Origin of the sequence: Streptomyces sp. NPDC057543, from assembly GCF_042801895.1 — a bacterium.
GTDB lineage: Bacteria > Actinomycetota > Actinomycetes > Streptomycetales > Streptomycetaceae > Streptomyces.
The window spans coordinates 1-20,823 of record NZ_JBHVFF010000148.1 but is presented as its reverse complement, the minus strand read 5'-3'; the positions used below and the strand labels follow the sequence as shown (position 1 = coordinate 20,823).

At 69.3% G+C, this 20,823-nt stretch carries 16 protein-coding genes; 15 read left to right on the top strand and 1 reads right to left on the bottom strand.

What is annotated here, in order from left to right; all coding sequences use genetic code 11:
• Positions 1–37: 37 nt before the first annotated feature.
• Positions 38–1,087, bottom strand: coding sequence for a hypothetical protein (locus ACFU8Q_RS23665; RefSeq protein WP_384457152.1), 1,050 nt, complete (start codon positions 1,085–1,087; stop codon positions 38–40).
• A gap of 488 nt (positions 1,088–1,575) precedes the next feature.
• Here ACFU8Q_RS23665 and ACFU8Q_RS23660 point away from each other — a divergent pair, with 488 nt between their 5' ends.
• The 15 genes from ACFU8Q_RS23660 to ACFU8Q_RS23590 all read left to right on the top strand — a co-directional run.
• Positions 1,576–2,736, top strand: a complete 1,161-nt coding sequence (locus tag ACFU8Q_RS23660; protein ID WP_384457150.1) for an RNA-guided endonuclease InsQ/TnpB family protein — start codon at positions 1,576–1,578, stop codon at positions 2,734–2,736.
• 131 nt (positions 2,737–2,867) lie between these two features.
• A complete protein-coding gene (locus ACFU8Q_RS23655) occupies positions 2,868–5,489 on the top strand; it encodes a valine--tRNA ligase (RefSeq protein WP_384457148.1) in 2,622 nt (873 codons plus the stop codon).
• A 130-nt stretch (positions 5,490–5,619) separates the two neighbouring features.
• The gene (locus ACFU8Q_RS23650) at positions 5,620–7,143 is read left to right on the top strand and encodes a bifunctional folylpolyglutamate synthase/dihydrofolate synthase (RefSeq protein WP_384457146.1); all 1,524 of its coding nucleotides are present in this window, start codon (positions 5,620–5,622) and stop codon (positions 7,141–7,143) included.
• A 5-nt stretch (positions 7,144–7,148) separates the two neighbouring features.
• Entirely contained in the window at positions 7,149–7,508 is a 360-nt protein-coding gene (locus ACFU8Q_RS23645) for a DUF4233 domain-containing protein (RefSeq protein WP_384457144.1), read from the top strand.
• A 94-nt stretch (positions 7,509–7,602) separates the two neighbouring features.
• Positions 7,603–8,016 carry a nucleoside-diphosphate kinase gene (ndk, locus tag ACFU8Q_RS23640; RefSeq protein WP_384457142.1) on the top strand — a complete coding sequence of 138 codons (414 nt, stop codon included), beginning with the start codon at positions 7,603–7,605 and terminating at the stop codon, positions 8,014–8,016.
• A 289-nt stretch (positions 8,017–8,305) separates the two neighbouring features.
• On the top strand, positions 8,306–9,325 hold the full coding sequence (locus tag ACFU8Q_RS23635) for a rod shape-determining protein (protein WP_266746179.1): 1,020 nt from the start codon (positions 8,306–8,308) through the stop codon (positions 9,323–9,325).
• Positions 9,326–9,449: 124 nt separating this feature from the next.
• Entirely contained in the window at positions 9,450–10,502 is a 1,053-nt protein-coding gene (mreC, locus tag ACFU8Q_RS23630) for a rod shape-determining protein MreC (RefSeq protein WP_384457139.1), read from the top strand.
• 11 nt (positions 10,503–10,513) lie between these two features.
• Complete coding sequence (gene mreD, locus ACFU8Q_RS23625; protein WP_384457137.1) at positions 10,514–11,176, top strand: rod shape-determining protein MreD; 663 nt, start codon at positions 10,514–10,516, stop codon at positions 11,174–11,176.
• 61 nt (positions 11,177–11,237) lie between these two features.
• Positions 11,238–13,403 (top strand): penicillin-binding protein 2, encoded by a 2,166-nt coding sequence (gene mrdA / locus ACFU8Q_RS23620; protein WP_384457135.1) that lies wholly within the window; start codon positions 11,238–11,240, stop codon positions 13,401–13,403.
• Positions 13,403–14,593 (top strand): rod shape-determining protein RodA, encoded by a 1,191-nt coding sequence (gene rodA / locus ACFU8Q_RS23615; RefSeq protein WP_384457134.1) that lies wholly within the window; start codon positions 13,403–13,405, stop codon positions 14,591–14,593. Before mrdA ends, rodA begins: the two co-directional genes overlap by 1 nt.
• Positions 14,594–14,644: 51 nt before the next feature.
• On the top strand, positions 14,645–16,165 hold the full coding sequence (locus ACFU8Q_RS23610) for a CHAD domain-containing protein (RefSeq protein ID WP_384457132.1): 1,521 nt from the start codon (positions 14,645–14,647) through the stop codon (positions 16,163–16,165).
• A 50-nt stretch (positions 16,166–16,215) separates the two neighbouring features.
• Positions 16,216–18,141, top strand: a complete 1,926-nt coding sequence (locus ACFU8Q_RS23605; RefSeq protein WP_384457131.1) for a TIGR03960 family B12-binding radical SAM protein — start codon at positions 16,216–16,218, stop codon at positions 18,139–18,141.
• Positions 18,142–18,230: 89 nt separating this feature from the next.
• A complete protein-coding gene (locus ACFU8Q_RS23600) occupies positions 18,231–19,421 on the top strand; it encodes a hypothetical protein (protein WP_384457129.1) in 1,191 nt (396 codons plus the stop codon).
• 122 nt (positions 19,422–19,543) lie between these two features.
• Positions 19,544–20,326 (top strand): TIGR03936 family radical SAM-associated protein, encoded by a 783-nt coding sequence (locus ACFU8Q_RS23595; RefSeq protein ID WP_384457127.1) that lies wholly within the window; start codon positions 19,544–19,546, stop codon positions 20,324–20,326.
• A gap of 232 nt (positions 20,327–20,558) precedes the next feature.
• A partial coding sequence (locus ACFU8Q_RS23590; protein ID WP_384457125.1) for a hypothetical protein occupies positions 20,559–20,823 on the top strand: 265 nt, incomplete at its 3' end.

The window sequence follows — 20,823 nt, the reverse complement described above, 5'->3', positions numbered from 1 at the left end:
GAACTGGCGGGGCGCCCCTTCCGACGTCGTGACGCGATCAGATCTTGGTGCGGGACGTGTTGTAGAGCTTGGCGGCGAGCGCGGCCACATCTTCCTGCGGCATGGACTTGTTGGTCATGGCTGCACCGACGTCCATGCCGACAACCACGCCGACTGTGCTGTAGTCGGCCCAGACGCAGACGGGCGTGATGAATTCCTTGGGGCCTTTCGCAGCTGTGCCGTCGCCGCCCTCGTTGATCGTTTTCAGACTCTGGCACTTCATGAGCGCGCCCTTGAACCCAGCCGGTTCGACTGCCTCGGGGCTGCCGACCAGGGAGACCTTCGAGCTCTTGTCGCCCTTCGCCATCTCCTCCTGGGCGTTCGCGAAGGAGCCGTCCACGACCTTCGCCGGATCGGTGACGTCGCCCCAGGTCCCGCTGAAGTAGAGGTACTTCAGGGTCAGCGGGTTCTCCTCGCTGCCGCTCAGATACTCGGCCTCCACCTTATTGGCGTTCTTCACCCCCATGGCCTCGGCCTTGGCCTTGGCGGATCCCGTCAGCGGACTGGACGACCCCGTGGACTTGCTGTCCTTCTTGTAGTCGTCCACCGAAGCCGCAGGCGTCAGCTTGTAACCCTTGGTGGAGTCTGCGACATCGCTGTTGCTCGCACCCCCGCCCGTTGTCAGGAAGTACACCCCACCCGCGATGACCGCCAACGCCACGACCGCGCCGCCGATGATCAGGCCGGTCTTCTTCTTCGGCTCGGCCGGGGGCATCGGCATCTGGCCGCCGTACTGCGGGCCGCCGTACGGGGGCGTGGGCGGCTGCTGGCCGTACGGGCCGGGCTGCTGGGCCTGCGGGTAGCCGTAGCCGGGCTGGCCCTGCGGCGGGACCCCCTGAGGGGCCTGCTGCGGGTACCCGTAACCGGGCTGGCCCTGCGGCGGCTGCTGGCTGTACGGGTTCGGCTGCTGGCCGTACGGGCCGGGCTGGCCCTGGGGTGGCTGGCCACCGTACGGGCCGGGCTGGCCCTGGGGTGGCTGGCCACCGTACGGGCCGGGCTGGCCCTGGGGCGGCTGCCCGCCGTACGGGCCCGGCTGGTTGTAGCTCATCTGCGGTGTCCCCTGTTCGGAAGTGCTCATCGGAATGCTTATGCGTTCCGAACATCCTGACGGAAGGTCCACCCGCGTGGACCACCGGGAGCCACACCGTTACTGAACAAACCGGTTTCAGCGCGATCCAGCGAGGAACCCCGCGGCTTCGGCCCCGGAGGAATCTCTTCTCCAGGTTGCTCCGGGCTCAGGTACGTCGGACGATTCTGCTGTTCGACGCACTCCTTGATGACGGGCAACGTCGGCCGCCACAGGAAGCCGGGAAGTGCGAGGGTAACCAGAAGTGCGTGCCCCACAGGCATGTGCGGATGATGTCGAGGTACTACTGGCCGAGTCTGCGGGCGGAGACCCCCTTGAAGTGAGCCCACGAGTGCTCAGGGGTGAGACCAAAGGGGGATATAGGGGGCGGACGACCGCGCGACCCACGCGAATGTTCGAGTCCGGTTCCCATTGCGGTGACATAGGCGAACTGCATTAGCGTGATCTGCGTGAAAGTCGTCGTGCAGGTGAAGCTGCTGCCGGATGCCATGCAGGCATCGGCTATCGGTGCGACGCTGCACGCGGTGAACGACCGGGCGAACTGGGTCTCGGCCGTGGCGTTCGAGCATGGTGTGCCGCGTGAGTACGAACTGCGGAAGCACACCTACGCCGAACTGAAGGCGGCCGGTCTCGGGGCGCAGGCGGCTCAGCACACGATCAAGAGGGTCCGTGACGCCTACACCACGCTGTGGGCCAACATCCGGGCAGGGAATCTGGGCAGACCCGGATCGAAACGCCGGACCAAGGCAGAGTCCAAGCCGATCACCTTCCGTCCCGAGGCCGCGCACCCGTTTGACGACCGGTGCCTGTCCTGGCAGTACGACGCGCAGACCGTCAGCATCTGGTCGATGGCGGAGCGGCTCAAAACCGTGCGCTTCGCCTGCTCCGCCGAAGCACTCAAGATGCTCCGCGAGTACCGCAGAGGCGAGTCGGACCTCGTCGAGCGTGACGGCGTGTTCTACCTGGTCGCGGTGTGCGAGGTCCCGGAGGCCCCTGTCAACGAGAACCCGTCCGGGTTCATCGGCGTGGACCTCGGCATCGTCAACATCGCCACCACATCCACCGGCTACCGAGCCGCCGGGCGCGGCCTGAACCGGCACCGCAAGCGGCAGACCGAACTGCGCCGCAAGCTCCAGGCCAAAGGCACCAAGTCCGCCAAACGCCGACTGAAGCAGCGCGCCCGCAAGGAAGCGCGGCACGCCGCGAACGTCAACCACATCATCTCGAAGAAGATCGTCACCACCGCTGAACGCACCGGTCGCGGTATCGCCCTGGAAGACCTCACGGGCATCCGCGACCGGGTACGGCTCCGCAAGGACCAGCGGACACAACTGCACACATGGGGCTTCCGCCAGCTCGGCTCCTTCATCGAGTACAAGGCACGCCGGGCAGGGGTGCCGCTGGTGTACGTCGATCCGGCGTACACCAGCCGGCAATGCTCCGAGTGCGGGTACATCGACGGGAAGAACCGGGTCGATCAAGCAACGTTCGCGTGCCGCGCCTGCGGCCTCATCCTGCACGCGGACGACAACGCGTCCCACAACATCGACCGCAAGGGCGAAGCCGTGTGGACAGCGGGGCGTGAGTCACGCGTCCCAGCCACCCCATAGGTGGCCCGGACGGAGGAGACGACCCAGCAGCCAGCCGGGCTCTACCTCCAAGCCCGGTCCTTGCGGGACCGGGTCAAGTTGACAGCACGACTGTGACGGCCCCAATTTCCGTTCGGTCTAAACTGTCGGGCGTGACCGAGAACGCAGCGCAGCAGCCAGCCAGCAACCCCGAACTGCCGACCCAGTACGCACCGGCCGAGGTAGAGGGGAAGCTGTATGAGCGCTGGGTAGAACGGGGTTACTTCACCGCCGACGCGAAGAGCGACAAGCCTCCGTACACCATCGTCATTCCGCCGCCGAACGTCACCGGTGCGCTCCACCTGGGCCATGCCTTCCAGGTCACGCTCATGGACGCCCTCACGCGGCGCAAGCGCATGCAGGGCTTCGAGACACTGTGGCTGCCGGGCATGGACCACGCGGGCATCGCCACCCAGAACAAGGTCGAACAGCAGCTCGCCGAGGAAGGCAAGTCGCGGCAGGACCTCGGCCGCGAGGCGTTCACCGAGCGAGTCTGGCAGTGGAAGGACGAGTACGGCGGCCGGATCCTGGGCCAGCTGAAGCGCCTCGGCGCAGGGCTCGACTGGTCGCGTGAGCGGTTCACCATGGACGAGGGGCTCTCCAGGGCCGTCCAGACGATCTTCAAGAAGCTCTACGACGACGAGCTGATCTACCGCGCCGAGCGCATCATCAACTGGTGCCCGCGCTGTCTGACCGCGATCTCCGACATCGAGGTCGACTACCAGGACGACGACGGCGAGCTCGTCTCGCTGAAGTACGGCGAGGGCGACGAGACCGTCGTCGTGGCCACCACCCGGGTCGAGACCATGCTCGGTGACACGGCCGTCGCAGTTCACCCCGACGACGAGCGGTACGCGCACCTCGTCGGCAGGCGGATCAAGCTGCCGCTGACCGACCGGACGATCCCGGTCGTCGCCGACACCCACGTCGACCCCGAATTCGGCACGGGTGCCGTCAAGGTGACGCCCGCTCACGACCCGAACGACTTCGCGATCGGCCGGCGCCACGACCTCGAGTTCATGACGATCATGGACGAACGCGGTGTCATCACCGTGCACGGCCCCTTCCAGGGACTCGACCGCTTCGAGGCGCGCTCCGCGATCGTTGCCGCCATGCGCGAGCAGGGCCGCGTCGTCGCCGAGAAGCGCCCGTACGTCCACTCCGTCGGGCACTGCTCGCGCTGCAAGACGACCGTCGAGCCCCGCCTTTCCCTCCAGTGGTGGGTCAAGGTCGAGACGCTCGCCAAGGCCGCGGGCGACGCGGTCCGCGACGGCCGGGTCGCGCTCCACCCGAAGGACATGGAGAAGCGGTACTTCGACTGGGTCGACAACCTCAACGACTGGTGCATCTCACGGCAGTTGTGGTGGGGCCACCGGATTCCCGTCTGGTACGGGCCGAACGGCGAAATGGTCTGCGTCGGCCCCGACGACGAGGCGCCCACCGGCGAGGGCTGGGTCCAGGACGAGGACGTCCTCGACACCTGGTTCTCGTCCGGTCTCTGGCCGTTCTCGACGCTCGGCTGGCCGGAGGAGACCCCGGACCTCGAGAAGTTCTACTCGACCGACGTCCTGGTCACCGGGCACGACATCATCTTCTTCTGGGTCGTCCGGATGATGATGTTCGGTCTGTACGCGATGGACGGTGAGGTCCCCTTCAAGACCGTCGCGCTTACCGGTCTGGTCCGGGACGAGTTCGGCAAGAAGATGTCGAAGTCCAACCCGAACGCGGTGGACCCGATCGACTGGATGGACGCGTACGGCTCGGACGCCGTGAGGTTCACGCTCGCCACGGGTGCCAACCCGGGCGCGGACGTGCCGATCGGCGAGGACTGGGTCAAGGCCTCCCGCAACTTCGCCAACAAGATCTGGAACGCCACCCGCTTCGCGCTGATGAACGGCGCGACCGTGGAGGGCGAGCTGCCGCCCGTCGAGCAGCTGTCGGCGACCGACCGGTGGATCCTGTCGCGGCTGAACAAGACGGTCGCCGAAGTCGACGCGTTCTACGACGACTTCCAGTTCGCGAAGCTCTCCGACACCCTCTACCACTTCGCGTGGGACGAGGTCTTCGACTGGTACGTCGAGCTGTCGAAGACGACCTTCTTCGCGGGCGGCGAGGGCGCCAAGGTCTCAGGCCGGGTCCTCGGCGAGGTCCTGGACGTGATGCTGCGCGTGCTGCACCCGGTCGTCCCGTTCGTCACCGAGACGCTGTGGACCACGCTCACCGGCAAGGAGACCCTGGTCACCGCCGACTGGCCGAAGGACTCCGGCTTCCGCGACGACGCCGCCGAGCAGGAGATCGCGCTCGTCCAGCAGGTCGTCACCGAGGTCCGCCGGTTCCGCTCCGACCAGGGCCTGCAGCCCGGCCAGAAGGTCCCGGCCGAACTCGTCCTGACCGGCACCGCGCTCGCCCCGCACGAGGCGGCCATCCGCCAGGTGCTGCGCCTGCAGCCCGCCGGTGACGGCTTCCACGCCACCGCGTCGCTGCCGGTCGCCGGGGCCACGGTCGCCCTCGACCTGTCCGGCACGATCGACGTCGCGGCCGAGCGCAAGCGCCTGACGAAGGACCTGGGCGCCGCCGAGAAGGAGAAGGCCCAGGCGGGCGCCAAACTCTCCAACGAGGCGTTCCTCGGCAAGGCGCCGGACAACGTGGTCGACAAGATCCGCGGTCGGCTCGCCAAGGCCGAGGCGGACATCGAGCGGATCACCAACCAGTTGGCGAACCTGCCGCAGGGCTGATCACCCGCCGACGGCGAAGCCCCCGTATCCCCGGTGCCAGGAGATACGGGGGCTTCGCCTGTCCCGGGCCGGACTCCGGGTGTCACCGGCCGCTGCGCACGATGTCCGTGCCCATCCGTAGACTGGCCTCGTGAGTGAGCCCCGCCCTTCCGACCGGCACGACGCCTCCGATCCCGACGACACCTTCACGGAGATCGTCGACGAAGCGACCCAGCGCGACCCCGACCTGGCGGTGATCGAGGCCGGGAGCCGTACGCTGCGCACCCGCTCGGGGCCGCCGCAGGGCCAGGACGTCCCCGCCCGCCCCGCCGACCCCGAGGTGGACAAGGCGCTGCGCGCCGTGGAGCAGGAGCTCGCCGGGCGCTGGGGCGAGACCAAGCTGGAGCCGTCCGTCACGCGCATCGCCGCACTGATGGACGTGCTCGGCGAGCCGCAGCGCGCCTACCCCTCGATCCACATCACCGGGACCAACGGCAAGACGAGCACGGCCCGCATGATCGAGGCCCTGCTCGGCGCCTTCGACCTGCGCACCGGCCGCTACACCTCGCCGCACGTCCAGTCGATCACCGAGCGGATCAGCCTGGACGGCTCGCCGATGGACCCCGAGCGGTTCATCGAGGCGTACCAGGACATCAAGCCGTACGTGGAGATGGTCGACGCCCAGCAGCCGTACCGGCTCTCCTTCTTCGAGGTGCTGACGGGCATGGCGTACGCGGCGTTCGCCGACGCGCCGGTCGACGTCGCCGTCGTGGAGGTCGGCATGGGCGGCAGCTGGGACGCGACGAACGTCATCGACGCCTCGGTCGCCGTCGTCACCCCCATCTCGCTGGACCACACCGACCGGCTCGGTGCCACGCCCGCCGAGATCGCCGGCGAGAAGGCCGGGATCATCAAGCAGGACGCCACGGTCATCCTGGCGCAGCAGCCCGTCGACGCCGCGCAGGTCCTGCTGAAGAAGGCCGTCGAGGTCGACGCCACGGTCGCCCGCGAAGGCATGGAGTTCGGCGTCGTCTCCCGCGAGATCGCCGTCGGCGGCCAGCTGCTGACGCTGCGCGGTCTCGGCGGCGAGTACACGGAGGTCTTCCTCCCGCTGTACGGCGCCCACCAGGCGCACAACGCGGCGGTGGCGCTCTGTGCCGTGGAGGCGTTCTTCGGGATCGGCGCCGAGCAGCCCGGCGCGCTCGACATCGACACGGTCCGTCAGGCCTTCGCCGCGGTGATCTCGCCGGGCCGTCTCGAAGTCGTCCGCTCCAGCCCGACCGTCGTCCTGGACGCGGCCCATAACCCGGCGGGCGCCCGCGCCTGCGCCGACGGGCTCTCCGAGGCGTTCGGTTTCTCCCGGCTCATCGGTGTGGTCGGCGCGAGCGGCGACAAGGACGTCAGGGGGCTCCTCGAAGCCTTCGAGCCGATCTTCGCCGAGGTCGTCATCACCCAGAACTCCAGCGCCCGCTCGATGGACGCCGACGAACTGGCCGCCGTCGCGGTCGAGGTCTTCGGCAGCGACCGCGTCCAGGTCGAACCCCGCCTCGACGACGCGCTGGAGGCGGCGATCACCCTCGCCGAGGAGGAGGACGAGTACGCGGGCGCCGGCGTCCTGGTGACCGGTTCCGTGATCACGGTCGGCGAGGCCCGGCTGCTCCTGGGAAGGCACTGACCGACGTGCGTACGCTCTGTGCATCGACGCTGATCGGCGAGTTCTTCGTGATCGGCTTCGCCGGACTCGTCGCGATGAAGTCCGACGACCTCTCGAACACCACGGTCTGGATGGTGTGCGGCATCGGCATGCTGCTCTCCGTACTGCTCTGCGGGATGATCACCCGCCCCGGCGGGATACAGCTCGGCTGGGCGCTGCAGATCGCCCTGGTGCTGAGCGGTTTCGTCGTCCCGATGATGTTCATCCTCGGCGTGGTCTTCGGCGCCCTGTGGTGGGCCTCGGTGCACTACGGCCGCAAGATCGACGAGGCGAAGGCCCGCTGGGCGGCCGCGGAGGAGGCCGCCGAGGCCCCGGCCGGCGGCTGATCCCATGCCCGGGCCAAACCCGGCCGCAGGCCCGTTCCCTTACCCCTGTAGCCTCGCTTCACCGCACCCGCATGCCTGCAAGGAGCCGCACACCATGACCCAGCGCACCCTCGTCCTGCTCAAGCCCGACGCGGTCCGGCGCGGACTGGTCGGCGAGATCGTCGGGCGGATCGAGCGCAAGGCCGACTGGCGGATCACCGCGCTGGAGCTGCGCACCCTCGACCGCGCCACGCTGGAGCAGCACTACGCCGAGCACGTCGGCCGCCCGTTCTACGAGCCGCTCGTCGAGTTCATGCAGTCCGGCCCGGTCGTGGCGCTGGTCGCCGAGGGCGAGCGGGTCATCGAGGGCATCCGTACGCTGGCCGGCCCCACCGACCCGATCGCCGCCGCGCCCGGCTCCATCCGTGGTGACTTCGGCACGATCACCCGCGAGAACCTCATCCACGCCTCGGACTCCGAGGAGTCCGCGGAGCGAGAACTGAAGCTTTTCTTTCCGGGACTCTTCTGACCTCGGATCAGTCGAACAGCGCTCATGACCTGGGGCGACCGAATTAATTCGGTCGCCCTTCGGCATAGGGTCCCGGATCGCGGGAACGCATCACTCCGACGTAACGTCACCATGAGTGGAACGGCCACCCGTTCCGCCTACAAGGCGAAGGACCCTCGCGCTGTGTCCGTGCATACGGCACTACGATGGAATCTTCCACGCCCGCAGCGCTCATCTCGCCGACCAGAACAAGCCATCATCGCTTTCTCGGAAGGCCCGACGCATCCTCATGGGGAACAAGGGGAACTCAATGTCGTTCATCGGCCGTGACATGGCTATCGACCTCGGGACTGCCAACACGCTGGTGTACGTCAGGGGGCGCGGCATCGTTCTGAACGAGCCGTCCGTCGTGGCCATCAACACCAACACCGGCGGCATCCTGGCGGTCGGCTCCGAGGCCAAGAAGATGATCGGGCGTACACCGGGCAACATCGTTGCCGTACGGCCGCTGAAGGACGGCGTGATCGCCGACTTCGAGATCACCGAGCGGATGCTCCGCTACTTCATCCTGAAGATCCACAAGCGCCGCTACCTGGCCCGTCCGCGCGTCGTCGTCTGCGTGCCCTCCGGCATCACCGGTGTCGAGCGACGCGCCGTCATCGAGGCGTCGACGCAGGCCGGTGCGCGCCAGGTGCACATCATCGAGGAGCCCATGGCGGCGGCCATCGGCTCCGGGCTGCCGGTCCACGAGGCCACCGGCAACATGGTCGTCGACATCGGCGGCGGCACCACCGAGGTCGCGGTCATCTCGCTCGGCGGAATCGTCACTGCCCAGTCGATCCGGGTCGCCGGTGACGAACTGGACAACGCGATCATCCAGCACATCAAGAAGGAGTACTCGCTCCTTCTCGGTGAGCGTTCCGCCGAACAGATCAAGATCACGATCGGCTCGGCGTACGACCTGGACAAGGACGAGCACACCGAGATCCGCGGCCGAGACCTGGTCTCCGGGCTGCCCAAGACCGTGGTCATCTCGGCCGGCGAGGTCCGCAAGGCCATCGAGGAGCCGGTCAACGCGATCGTCGACGCCGTGAAGACCACGCTCGACAAGTGCCCGCCGGAACTCTCCGGCGACGTCATGGACCGCGGCATCGTCCTCACCGGCGGCGGCGCGCTGCTGCGCGGACTGGACGAGCGGCTGCGCCGCGAGACCGGCATGCCGATCCACATCGCCGAGGACCCGCTGGACTCGGTGGCGCTCGGATCCGGCAAGTGTGTCGAGGAGTTCGAGGCACTCCAGCAGGTGCTGGACGCGCAGCCCCGCCGGTAGACGGCGGGCCCGGCCCGCGGGCGGACAACACAGTGGTCCGCTGCGCGGACCGCTGCCGCTGCGTACGGCCGAACGTTGATATACAGGCACGAACATTCCGACGAGGAAGGCACGGCCGCCGCACGTGAGGGACACACGAGAGAGCCGGCTGCTCCTGGTGCTGCTGATCGCCATCGCATTCGCATTGATCACGGTGGACATCCGGGGCGGCGAGGAGTCACCGGTGGACGGTGCCCGGCAGGCCGCCGCGACGGTCTTCGGGCCTGTCGAGAACGGCGTGGCGGCGGCCGTCGACCCGGTGGGCAACGCCATAGGAGCCGTGCGCGACTCCGGCACCCGGCACAACCGGATCGCTGAACTGGAGCAGCAGAACACCGCACTGAAGACGAAGCTCGGCAGCGACGACCAGAACCGCAACCGGGTCCGCGAGCTGGACCGGATGCTGAAGAAGTCGGCCGCCGGACAGTACGGCATCAAGGCAGCCGAGGTCGTCGCCATAGGAGCGGCCCAGGGCTTCTCCTGGACGGTCACCATCGACGCCGGCTCCCACGACGGCATCAAGCGCGACATGACCGTCATCAACGGCGACGGACTCGTCGGCCGGGTCACCACCGTCGGCCCGGACACCGCCACGGTGCTCCTGGCCAACGACCCCGACTTCACCGTCGGCACCCGTATGGAGAAGACCGACGAACTGGGCTTCGCCACCGGCCAGGGCTCCCGGCCGCTGTCGGTCCAGTTCCTCAACGGCAAGGCCAAGGTGCAGAAGGGCGACCGCCTGGTCACCTTCGGTTCCAGCAAGGACAAGCCGTTCGTGCCCGGTGTTCCGGTGGGGGAGGTCGTCCGCGTCGACCCGTCCGGCGGCGGCCTGACCCGTACCGTCTACGTCCGTCCGTACGTCGGGTTCACCAAGCTCGACATCGTCGGCATCGTCGTGCAGGCCCCGCGCGAGGACCCCCGCGACATGGTCCTGCCCAAGGCGCCCGCCAAATCCGCCAAGCCCAAGCCCACCCCGACCGTCACCGTGACGATCTCGCCCAACGGCGACATCGTCGACACCGGAGGAAACGTCGTCGGGAACATCCACGAGAGCCCGGACCCGAACGGATCCCCGGCCCCGAGCAGCAGTTCGAACGCCACACCGAACACCGGCACCACGGTAAACGAGCAGAGGTAGAGCTGATTCCCATGCGCTTGAACCGGACTCTGCTCTCCGTCTTCCTGGTGGTCGTCGCCCTCGTCGTCCAGGTCTCCGTCCTCGCCCGGCTCCAGCTCCCCGGCGCCGTGCCCGACCTGCTCCTCCTCGTCGTCCTCTCTCTCGCCTTCGTGTACGGGCATGTCAGCGGCGCCCTCATCGGCTTCGGCGCGGGACTCCTCGCCGACCTGGCACCGCCGGCCGACCACGCCGCCGGGCGCTACGCGCTGGTCCTCTGTGTCATCGGCTACCTCGCCGGACTGGCCAAGCCGGAGAGCGGGCAGCTCAAGTCGGCGGTCGTCCCGATGGTCGGGGTCGTCGCCGCAGCGATCGGCTCGACCCTGCTGTACGCGCTCGTCGGCGCGCTCGTCGGGGACACGGCGGCCCGTCATGTGGGCCTGGGCAGCCTGCTGTTCACCGCCGCCGTCTACGACCTGCTCCTCGCGCCGTTCGTCGTGCCGCTGGTCATGGCGATCGCCAGACGCACGGTGAGCGATCCGGTCGCCGACGCGTCCGGCGGCGGCGACGTCGCCGCAGGCTGGCTGTCCTCCGGCACCGGACTGCGGATCGGCGGCCAGCGCGGCGGACTGCGCGTCAAGGTCGCCCGCAACCGTGCGGCACGCGCCGGACGGATCAAGGGAGTCAAGCGACTGTGAGGCCGCACCACAGCGGGGACACCCCCCGTGTCTCCGGCCCGACCACCACCGGGGGCGCCCTGTGAGCAACATCCCCGAGACCGGCCGGACCCAGCGGGTCCAGATCCGTCTCGTCGTCATCCAGGTCCTCGTCTTCTCCCTGCTGTTCACCCTCGGCGGGCGCCTCTGGTACCTCCAGATCCGCAACGGCAAGGAGTACAGCGACGAGGCGAGGAACAACCACGTCCAGCAGGTCGTCCAGCCTGCCGTCCGCGGCTCCATCCTCGACGCGCGCGGCGTGGCCCTCGCCGACAACGAGACCCGTCTGGTCGTCTCCGCCAGCCGCACCGAGCTGATGAAGATGGCGGACGACGGCAAGAGCGTCCTGACCCGGCTCGCCGGTGTCCTCGGCATGCAGCCCAAGGAAGTCCTCGACAAGGTCCGGCTCTGCGACGCGAAGACCCCGCAGCCCTGCTGGAACGGTTCGCCGTACCAGCCGATCCCGGTCACCGACGAGGCCACCACCCAGCAGGCCCTCCAGATCCGCGAACGCGCGGAGGACTTCCCCGGCATCACCGCCGAACCCACCGCCGTACGCCGCTACGCCGCACCCGGCAAGGCCAATACCGCCCAGGTCCTCGGCTACCTCTCGCCCGTCACCGACGAGGAGATCACCAAGGCCCAGGACACCGACTCGCCGTACCTCCGCTCCGACCAGGTCGGCCGCTCCGGCCTGGAGCGCACCTACGACAAGGAACTGCGCGGCAAGGCCGGTGTCACCCGATACGAGGTCGACAACCTCGGCCGGGTCATCGGCGAGGCGAAGAACGACGAGGCGGAGCCCGGCTCCAGCGTCGTCACCTCCATCGACGCCCGGGTCCAGGCCGTCGCCGAGTACGAGCTCAACGGGGCCATGAAGACGGCCCGTCAGTCGTTCGACAAGAACACCGGCGAGAACTACAAGGCCGACTCCGGCGCCGTCGTCGTCATGGAGGCCAGGACCGGCCGGGTCGTCGCGATGGCCTCCCTGCCGAACTACGACCCCAACGCCTGGGTCGGCGGCATCTCCGCCAAGGACTACGCCAAACTCACCGGCAAGAATTCCAACTTCCCGCTGCTGAACCGGGCCATCCAGGGCCAGGCCGCCCCCGGCTCGATCTTCAAGGTCGTCTCCTCGACCGCCGCCGTCAACGCCGGCTACCCCTTCGACGGCAACTACCCCTGCCCCAGTTCGTACAACGTCGGCGGACAGACGTTCAAGAACTTCGAGTCCCAGGGCTACGGCTCCATCACCATCGGCCGCGCCCTCGAAGTCTCCTGCGACACCGTGTACTACGGCATCGCGCACAAGGAGTGGCTGAAGGACGGCGGCATCAACCCGAAGAAGCACCCCAAGGACTGGTTCTACAAGACCGCCCATCAGTTCGGCCTCGGCAAGGAGACCGGCATCGACCTCCCCAACGAGGTCAGCGGCCGCATCCCCGACCGCCAGTGGAAGAAGAACTTCTACAAGGCGAACAAGGATGCCTGGTGCAAGCAGGGCAAGAAGAACGGCTCGTACGTCGAGAAGATCGCCTACGAGAACTGCCTCGAAGGCGACAGGATGCGCGCCGGTGACTCCGTCAACTACTCGATCGGCCAGGGCGACACCCTCGTCACCCCGATCCAGATGGCCACCATCTACGCCGCGATCTCCAACGGCGGCACGCTCTACGACCCCACCGTCGGCAAGGCGATCGTCAGCGGCGACGGCAAGAGCGTCCAGGAGATCAAGCCCAAGTCGCACGGCAAGCTGCCCTTCTCGCGCAAGACCCGCAACGAGATCGACGGCGCCCTCGCGGGAGTCGCGACCCGTGGTTCGGCCGCCTGGCGGTTCGGCGGCTGGCCGCAGGACAAGATCCCGATGCACGCCAAGACGGGTACGGCCGAGGTCTACGGCAAGCAGACGACCTCCTGGTTCGCCACGTACACCAAGGACTACTCGATCGTCATGACGATCTCTCAGGGCGGTACGGGCTCCGGTGCGTCCGGGCCCGCCGTGCGCAACATCTACGACGCCCTCTACGGCCTCGACGACTCCGGCAAGCAGGACCTGAAGAAGGCGCTGCTGCCCACCCCGCAGAAGTCCCTGCCGAAGATCCAGCGGGACGGCTCTATCGACGCCCCGGAGATCAAGCCGTACAACCCCGACTCGCAGAAGACCCCGGAGGAACAGACCCTCGCCGCGATCCTGGGGAGGCGCGACTGATGGCCGGCTTCTCCGTCTCGCGCTACGCCCCCGAGCGCTCCGCCTGGGGCAAACTCATCGCCCGCGACTCCGTCGTACGCAAACTCGACTGGCCGCTGCTCGGGTCCGCGATCGCGCTCTCCTTCATCGGCTCGCTGCTGGTCTACTCGGCGACCCGGGGCCGCGACTCGCTCACTCACGGCGACCCGTACTACTTCCTCCTCCGGCACGTCCTCAACACCGGCATCGGCTTCGCCCTGATGATCGGCACGATCTGGCTCGGCCACCGCACCCTGCGTGGCGCCGTCCCGATCCTCTACGGCCTCTCGGTGATCCTCGTACTGGCGGTCCTCACCCCGCTCGGCGCCACCGTCAACGGCGCCCACGCCTGGATCATCATCGGCGGCGGCTTCTCGCTCCAGCCGTCCGAGTTCACCAAGATCACCATCATCCTGATCATGGCGATGCTGCTCGCCGAACGCGTCGACGCGGGCGACCAGCTCCACCCCGACCACCGGACCGTCGCCAAGGCGCTGGGCCTCGCGGCCGTACCGATGCTCGTCGTCATGGGGATGCCGGACCTCGGCTCCGTGATGGTCATGGTCGTCATCGTGCTCGGTGTGCTCCTCGCCTCCGGTGCGTCGAACCGATGGATCCTCGGCCTGCTCGGCGCGGGCGTGGCGGGCGCCGTGGCCGTCTGGCAGCTCGGCCTGCTCGACGAGTACCAGATCGCCCGCTTCGCCGCCTTCGCCAACCCCGCGCTCGACCCGGCGGGCGTCGGCTACAACACCAACCAGGCCCGCATCGCGATCGGCTCCGGCGGCCTCACCGGAACGGGCCTGTTCCAGGGCACCCAGACCACCGGTCAGTTCGTCCCCGAGCAGCAGACCGACTTCGTCTTCACCGTCGCGGGCGAGGAGCTCGGCTTCCTCGGCGCCGGGCTGATCCTCGTCCTGCTCGGCATCGTCCTGTGGCGCGCCTGCCGGATCGCCCGCGAGACGACCGAGCTGTACGGCACGATCGTCGCCGCCGGAATCATCGCGTGGTTCGCCTTCCAGTCCTTCGAGAACATCGGGATGACGCTCGGCATCATGCCGGTCGCCGGGCTGCCGCTGCCGTTCGTGTCGTACGGAGGATCCTCGATGTTCGCCGTCTGGGTGGCCGTCGGACTGCTCCAGTCGATCAGGGTGCAACGGCCGATAAGCGCCTGAGCCGGTGCGGGAGCACTGCCCATTCGCGTGCAACACGTCTAGATTCGGTTCATGGCGGACTCGAAGCGTGAGATCGAGCGGAAGTACGAAGCCACTGCGGAAACCCGGCTCCCCGACCTGAGCCGGGTGGCCGGGGTCTCGGCCGTCGACCACCGCGGCGTCGCGGAACTGGACGCCGTCTACTACGACACCGAGGACCTCCGGCTCGCGGCGGACTCCCTCACCCTGCGCCGCCGCACCGGCGGGAGCGACGCCGGCTGGCACGTCAAATTCCCGGTCGCCTCCGGCATCCGGGACGAGCTGCGCGAACCGCTCTCCGACACCCTGCCGCCCTCCCTCGCCGGGCTGCTCCGCTCCCGGGTCCGGGACAGGGAGCTCGTCCCCGTCGTCCGGCTGCGCTCCGCCCGGGACGTCCACCTCCTCCTCGACGCCGGGGGCGCGCTGCTCGCCGAGGTCAGCATCGACACCGTGCGGGCCGAACGGCTGACCGGCGGCAGCGGTACGGCCGCCTGGACGGAGATCGAGGTCGAACTCGCCGACGACGGCGACCCCGCCTTCCTCGACGCTGTCGAACGGAGGCTGCGCAAGGCCGGAGTCCGCCCGTCGGTGGCACCGTCCAAACTGGCCAGGGCGCTCGCCGAGACCGCGCCGAAGCCGAAGAAGACCCCCGGCCGGAAGGAGGCGCACCTCACCGCCGGCGACCACGTCCTCACGTACATCCGCCACCAGACCGAGGCGATCACCGCCCTCGACCCCGCCGTGCGCCGTGACCTCCCCGACTCCGTGCACCAGATGCGGGTCGCCACCCGCAGGCTCCGCAGCGCGCTGCGGTCCTACGGGAAGATCCTCGACCGCGGCGTCACCGACCCGGTGGGCGACGAGCTGAAGTGGCTGGCCGCCGAACTCGGTATCGACCGCGACCAGGAAGTCCTCGACGCCCGGCTGCGCGCCCGCCTCGACGGCCTGCCCGGCACCCTGGTCCTCGGCCCCGTCCGCAGCAGGCTCCGGATCTGGTCGGTGGCCCGCCGGGGCGGCTCCCGGCGCCGGACCGTCGGCGTACTCGACGGAACGCGCTACCTGGCAATCCTGGACAGCCTCGACGCCCTGCTCGCCGCCCCGCCGCTGCTGCCCGCCGCGTCCAAGGCTCCCGACCGGGCGCTGCCCCGCGCCGTACTGAAGGAGTACGAGCGTCTCGCGACCCGCGTCGGCCACGCCTTGGAACTCCCGCCCGGCGAGGACCGGGATCTCGCCATGCACGACGCCCGCAAGGCGGCCAAGCGTGCTCGCTACGCGGCGGAGGCGGCCCGGCCCGCGCTCGGGAAGCCTGCCAAGCGGATCGCCAAACGGATGAAGGCCCTCCAGACCCTCCTCGGCGACCACCAGGACAGCGTCGTGGCCCGCGACGCCCTGCGCACCCTGGCCGTCCAGGCACACGCGGCGGGGGAGCCGGGATTCACCTGGGGACTGCTGTACGGGCGCGAGGAGGCGACCGCCGCCGCCGGTGAACGGGAGCTGCCCGAGGTGTGGAAGCGGGCGTCGCGGCCACGAGTGCGATCGGCGCTGGAAGGCTGAGTGCCGGGGTACGCTTGATGGTCACCCTTGCCGGCTCTCGAAAGTTCGCGATGTCTGTCGATTCGGTCTTCCCACAGCTCGAAGCTCTGCTCCCGCATGTGCAGAAGCCCATCCAGTACGTCGGCGGTGAGCTGAACTCCACCGTCAAGCCGTGGGACGAATGCGACGTCCGCTGGGCGCTGATGTACCCGGACGCGTATGAGGTCGGACTCCCCAACCAGGGCGTCATGATCCTGTACGAGGTGCTCAACGAGCGCCAGGGCGTCCTCGCCGAGCGCACCTACAGCGTGTGGCCGGACCTCGAAGAGCTGATGCGCGAGCACAAGGTCCCGCAGTTCACCGTGGACAGCCACCGCCCGGTCAAGGCGTTCGACGTCTTCGGGCTGAGCTTCTCCACCGAGCTCGGCTACACCAACATGCTCACCGCCCTGGACCTCGCGGGCATCCCGCTGAACGCCGCGGACCGCACCGTCGACGACCCGATCGTGCTGGCCGGCGGCCACGCCGCGTTCAACCCGGAGCCGATCGCGGAGTTCATCGACTGCGCGGTCATCGGCGACGGCGAGCAGGCCGTCCTGGAGATCACCGAGATCATCCGCGGCTGGAAGGCCGAGGGCCGCCCCGGCGGCCGCGAGGAGGTGCTGTTCCGGCTCGCGAAGACCGGCGGCGTCTACGTCCCGGGCTTCTACGACGTCGAGTACCTCCCGGACGGGCGCATCGGCCGCGTCGTGCCCAACAAGTCGGGCGTGCCGTGGCGGGTGTCCAAGCACACCGTGATGGACCTCGACGAGTGGCCGTACCCGAAGCAGCCCCTCGTGCCCCTCGCCGAGACCGTCCACGAGCGGATGTCCGTCGAGATCTTCCGCGGCTGCACCCGCGGCTGCCGTTTCTGCCAGGCCGGCATGATCACGCGCCCCGTGCGGGAGCGAAGCATCACCGGCATCGGCGAGATGGTCGAGAAGGGTCTCAAGGCGACCGGCTTCGAAGAGGTCGGACTGCTCTCGCTCTCCTCCGCGGACCACACCGAGATCGGTGAGATCGCCAAGGGCCTCGCCGACCGGTACACCGAGGACAAGATCGGCCTCTCGCTGCCCTCCACCCGCGTCGACGCGTTCAACGTGGACCTGGCCAACGAGCTGACCCGCAACGGCCGCCGCTCCGGACTCACCTTCGCCCCCGAGGGCGGCTCCGAGCGGATGCGCAAGGTCATCAACAAGATGGTCTCGGAAGAAGACCTCATCCGTACCGTCGCCACCGCGTACGGCAACGGCTGGCGCCAGGTGAAGCTGTACTTCATGTGCGGTCTGCCCACCGAGACCGACGAGGACGTCCTCCAGATCGGCGACATGGCGGTCAATGTGATCGCCAAGGGCCGCGAGGTCTCCGGCCAGAACGACATCCGCTGCACCGTCTCCATCGGCGGCTTCGTGCCCAAGCCGCACACGCCGTTCCAGTGGGCCCCGCAGCTCGGCGCCGAGGAGACCGACGCCCGGCTGGCCAAGCTCCGCGACAAGATCCGCGGCGACAAGAAGTACGGCCGCTCCATCGGCTTCCGCTACCACGACGGCAAGCCCGGCATCGTCGAGGGCCTGCTCTCGCGCGGGGACCGCCGCGTCGGCTCCGTCATCCGCGCGGTCTACGAGTCCGGCGGCCGTTTCGACGGCTGGCGCGAGCACTTCAGCTACGACCGCTGGATGACCGCCGCCGAGAAGACGCTGCCCGAGTACGGCGTCGACGTCGACTGGTACACCACCCGCGAGCGGACGTACGAGGAGGTCCTGCCCTGGGACCACCTGGACTCCGGTCTCGACAAGGACTGGCTCTGGGAGGACTGGCAGGACTCGCTCGACGAGACCGAGGTCGAGGACTGCCGCTGGACCCCGTGCTTCGACTGCGGCGTCTGCCCGCAGATGGACACCAGCATCCAGATCGGCCCGACCGGCAAGAAGCTGCTGCCGCTGTCGGTCGTGAAGTAGTCGCCTCGGACACGTTCGTCCGAGTGACAGCTCGGTGACGAAGGCCCGGTCCGGGAAACCCCCGACCGGGCCTTCGCGTCATGTACGGCATGGACTACGGCAAGCACCAGGCTCCCGCGCACTACGAGGCCGGTGAGGGCTGTCTGACCACCCTCATCAGGATTCCGGTACGAATCGTGGTGCTGGTGATCGTCCTGCCCGTACGCATGGTCTGGGACGTCCTGGTGGTCGCCGCCCGTGCCGCCGACCGCATCCTGCTGCGCCCCCTGGGCCGGGCCCTGTCCTGGCTGTACGCGACGCTGGTGGTGGCCCCCGCGGTCTGGCTGTACGCATGGGTGCTCACCCCGCTGGGCCATGCGCTGCGGTGGCTGGCCGCAGCGGTCTTCGTCCGGCCGTGGGTCGCGCTCTGGCGGTACGTGCTGGTGCCGGCGGTGCGGTACGGGCTCGTGGTGCCGGTGGTGTGGCTGTACGAGGCGGTGCTCACCCCGATCGGGCACGGGCTGGGCTGGGTGTACCGCGCGTTGCTCGCCCCTGCCGGGCGGGGGATCGGCATCGCGATCGGCTGGGTGCTCACCGCTTTGTTCGTCCGGCCGGTGGCCGCCCTGTGGCGGTACGTCCTGGTGCCGCTCGCGCTCGCCGCCGTCTGGCTGGTGGAACACCTGGTCGTACGGCCGCTGGCCTGGACGTACCGCGAACTGCTCACCCCGCTCGGCCACGGCATCACCTGGCTGCTCGAAGTGCTGGCACGCGGGATCGCGGCCGCCGGGAGCGGGCTGTGGGCAGCGGCGGAGTGGCTGATCCTGACGCTGCTCGTCGCGCCGCTCGGCCTGCTGTACCGGCGGGTCCTCGCCCCGGTCGGCCGGGAGATCGTCGCCGCGTTCGGTGTCGCCTGGCGCATCGCGGGTTACATCTCGCGGGCCGTCGGCCGGGCCATCGCCTGGTTGGCGTGGCATCTGGTCGGGGCTCCGGTGACCTGGGCCTACCGCGCGGTGTGTACGCCGGTGGGGCATTTCGTACGTGACGCCGTCTGGGCCCCCGCCAAGCGGGCCGCCGTCGAGACCGGACGCGCGGCCCGGTCGGCGCTGCGCACGGCACGCGAGACCATGGCTCGGGCGCGCCGCGACGCCTGGCGGGCACTGGTCGGCGGCCCCGGGGCTCCGACTCCGCGGGAACCGGGGAGCCCCCTTGCGCGTAGGCTGGGTAGTACAAGGACTGTGCCCAGCGCGGCGCCCGAACCAGAGATCTCCCTGCTCGGAGAGAAAAACGCCGAGCGGGGGTGAGCCGGACCGGACACCCCGGGCCACCCGCATTTCGAGGGCGGCGTGCCACCGCGTCCGTCCCGCACCGAGGAGAAGAACCACTGGGCAAGCGACAGCCCGAAGGCCCGCCGCCCGCGCCGGCAGTGCAGCGCATCCGACTGCGCTACACCAAGCGGGGCCGCCTCCGGTTCACCAGCCACCGCGACTTCCAGCGTGCCTTCGAGCGGGCACTGCGCCGCTCCGAGGTGCCCATGGCCTACTCGGCGGGCTTCACCCCGCACCCGAAGGTCTCGTACGCCAATGCCGCACCCACCGGCACGGGCAGTGAGGCCGAGTTCCTGGAGATCGCCCTCACCGAGGCACGGGATCCCGCCATCCTGCGCGAGCTGCTCAACGCCTCGCTGCCGGACGGCCTCGACATCACCGACGCCGTGGAGGCCCGCACCTCGGGTCTCGCCGACCGGCTGACCGCCTCGATCTGGGAACTGCGTCTCGACGGGGTCCCCGTCGAGGAGGCCGCGAAGGCCGTGGCCGCCTTCAACGAGGCGGAGACCGTCGAGGTCCAGCGCCGGGCGAAGAACGGCATGCGGACCTTCGACGCCCGCGCCGCCGTGGTCGGTCTGGAGGCCCTTGATCCACAGCCTGATAGGCCCGAGGACAGGCCCTGTGCGATACTGCGGCTGGTTGTTCGGCACGTGACACCTGCCGTGCGACCTGACGACGTCCTGTCCGGTCTCCGCGTTGTGGCCGACCTGGCGCCGCCGGTCCCCGCAGCGGTGACCAGGCTGGCGCAGGGGCTCTTCGACGAGGAGTCCGGCACGGTGACCGACCCGCTCGCGCCCGACCGCGACGCAGCCCCGGCCGCTCCACCCACGGCCACCGGGACCGCCGTCGCGACGGCGCCGGAAGGTGCAGGTTCCGCGTAAGGCGGTCGTTGCAGCGCAGCTCTCCGACTCGGGAGCCACCTGGGCCGGGCCGCGCGATGACCCATAAGACTTTCGCCAGGCCGTACGCACCTCGCGTACGGAACCGGCGAGCCAGACATTGAGCTCCCGTGCGGCGCCCGCGCCCCGGACACCGGTCCCGCGTACATCACGCGGACCGTGTTGGACCGGAACCAGACGCGGCGCCCGGGAGCCTGACGGGAGAACCGCCCGCATGCCTCAGTCCAACGAACCCGGCACGACCGGGAACGCCGAAGAGAACAACGCCCCCGGCGACAAGCTGCCCCCGCGCCGCAGGCGCCGAGCCGCGTCCCGCCCCGCCGGCCCGCCGGTGGCGGAGACATCGGGCACCGCAGCTCCGGCCATACCGGCCGTTGACGCCGCAGTGTCCGACAACACCACCACCGAAGCCGGGAGCGCCCCGGCGGCAGACGCCGCAGAAGCAGCGCCGCCGGCGCGTACGCGTCGTCGTGCCGTCC

Coding starts and splice junctions, on each gene's coding strand:
- rodA (WP_384457134.1), top strand. CDS start 13,403: ATGGCCGGCTTCTCCGTCTCGCGCTACGCCCCCGAGCGCTCCGCCTGG.
- ACFU8Q_RS23635 (WP_266746179.1), top strand. CDS start 8,306: ATGTCGTTCATCGGCCGTGACATGGCTATCGACCTCGGGACTGCCAAC.
- ACFU8Q_RS23605 (WP_384457131.1), top strand. CDS start 16,216: ATGTCTGTCGATTCGGTCTTCCCACAGCTCGAAGCTCTGCTCCCGCAT.
- ACFU8Q_RS23665 (WP_384457152.1), bottom strand. CDS start 1,087: ATGAGCTACAACCAGCCGGGCCCGTACGGCGGGCAGCCGCCCCAGGGC.
- mreD (WP_384457137.1), top strand. CDS start 10,514: ATGCGCTTGAACCGGACTCTGCTCTCCGTCTTCCTGGTGGTCGTCGCC.
- ACFU8Q_RS23600 (WP_384457129.1), top strand. CDS start 18,231: ATGGACTACGGCAAGCACCAGGCTCCCGCGCACTACGAGGCCGGTGAG.
- ACFU8Q_RS23610 (WP_384457132.1), top strand. CDS start 14,645: ATGGCGGACTCGAAGCGTGAGATCGAGCGGAAGTACGAAGCCACTGCG.
- ndk (WP_384457142.1), top strand. CDS start 7,603: ATGACCCAGCGCACCCTCGTCCTGCTCAAGCCCGACGCGGTCCGGCGC.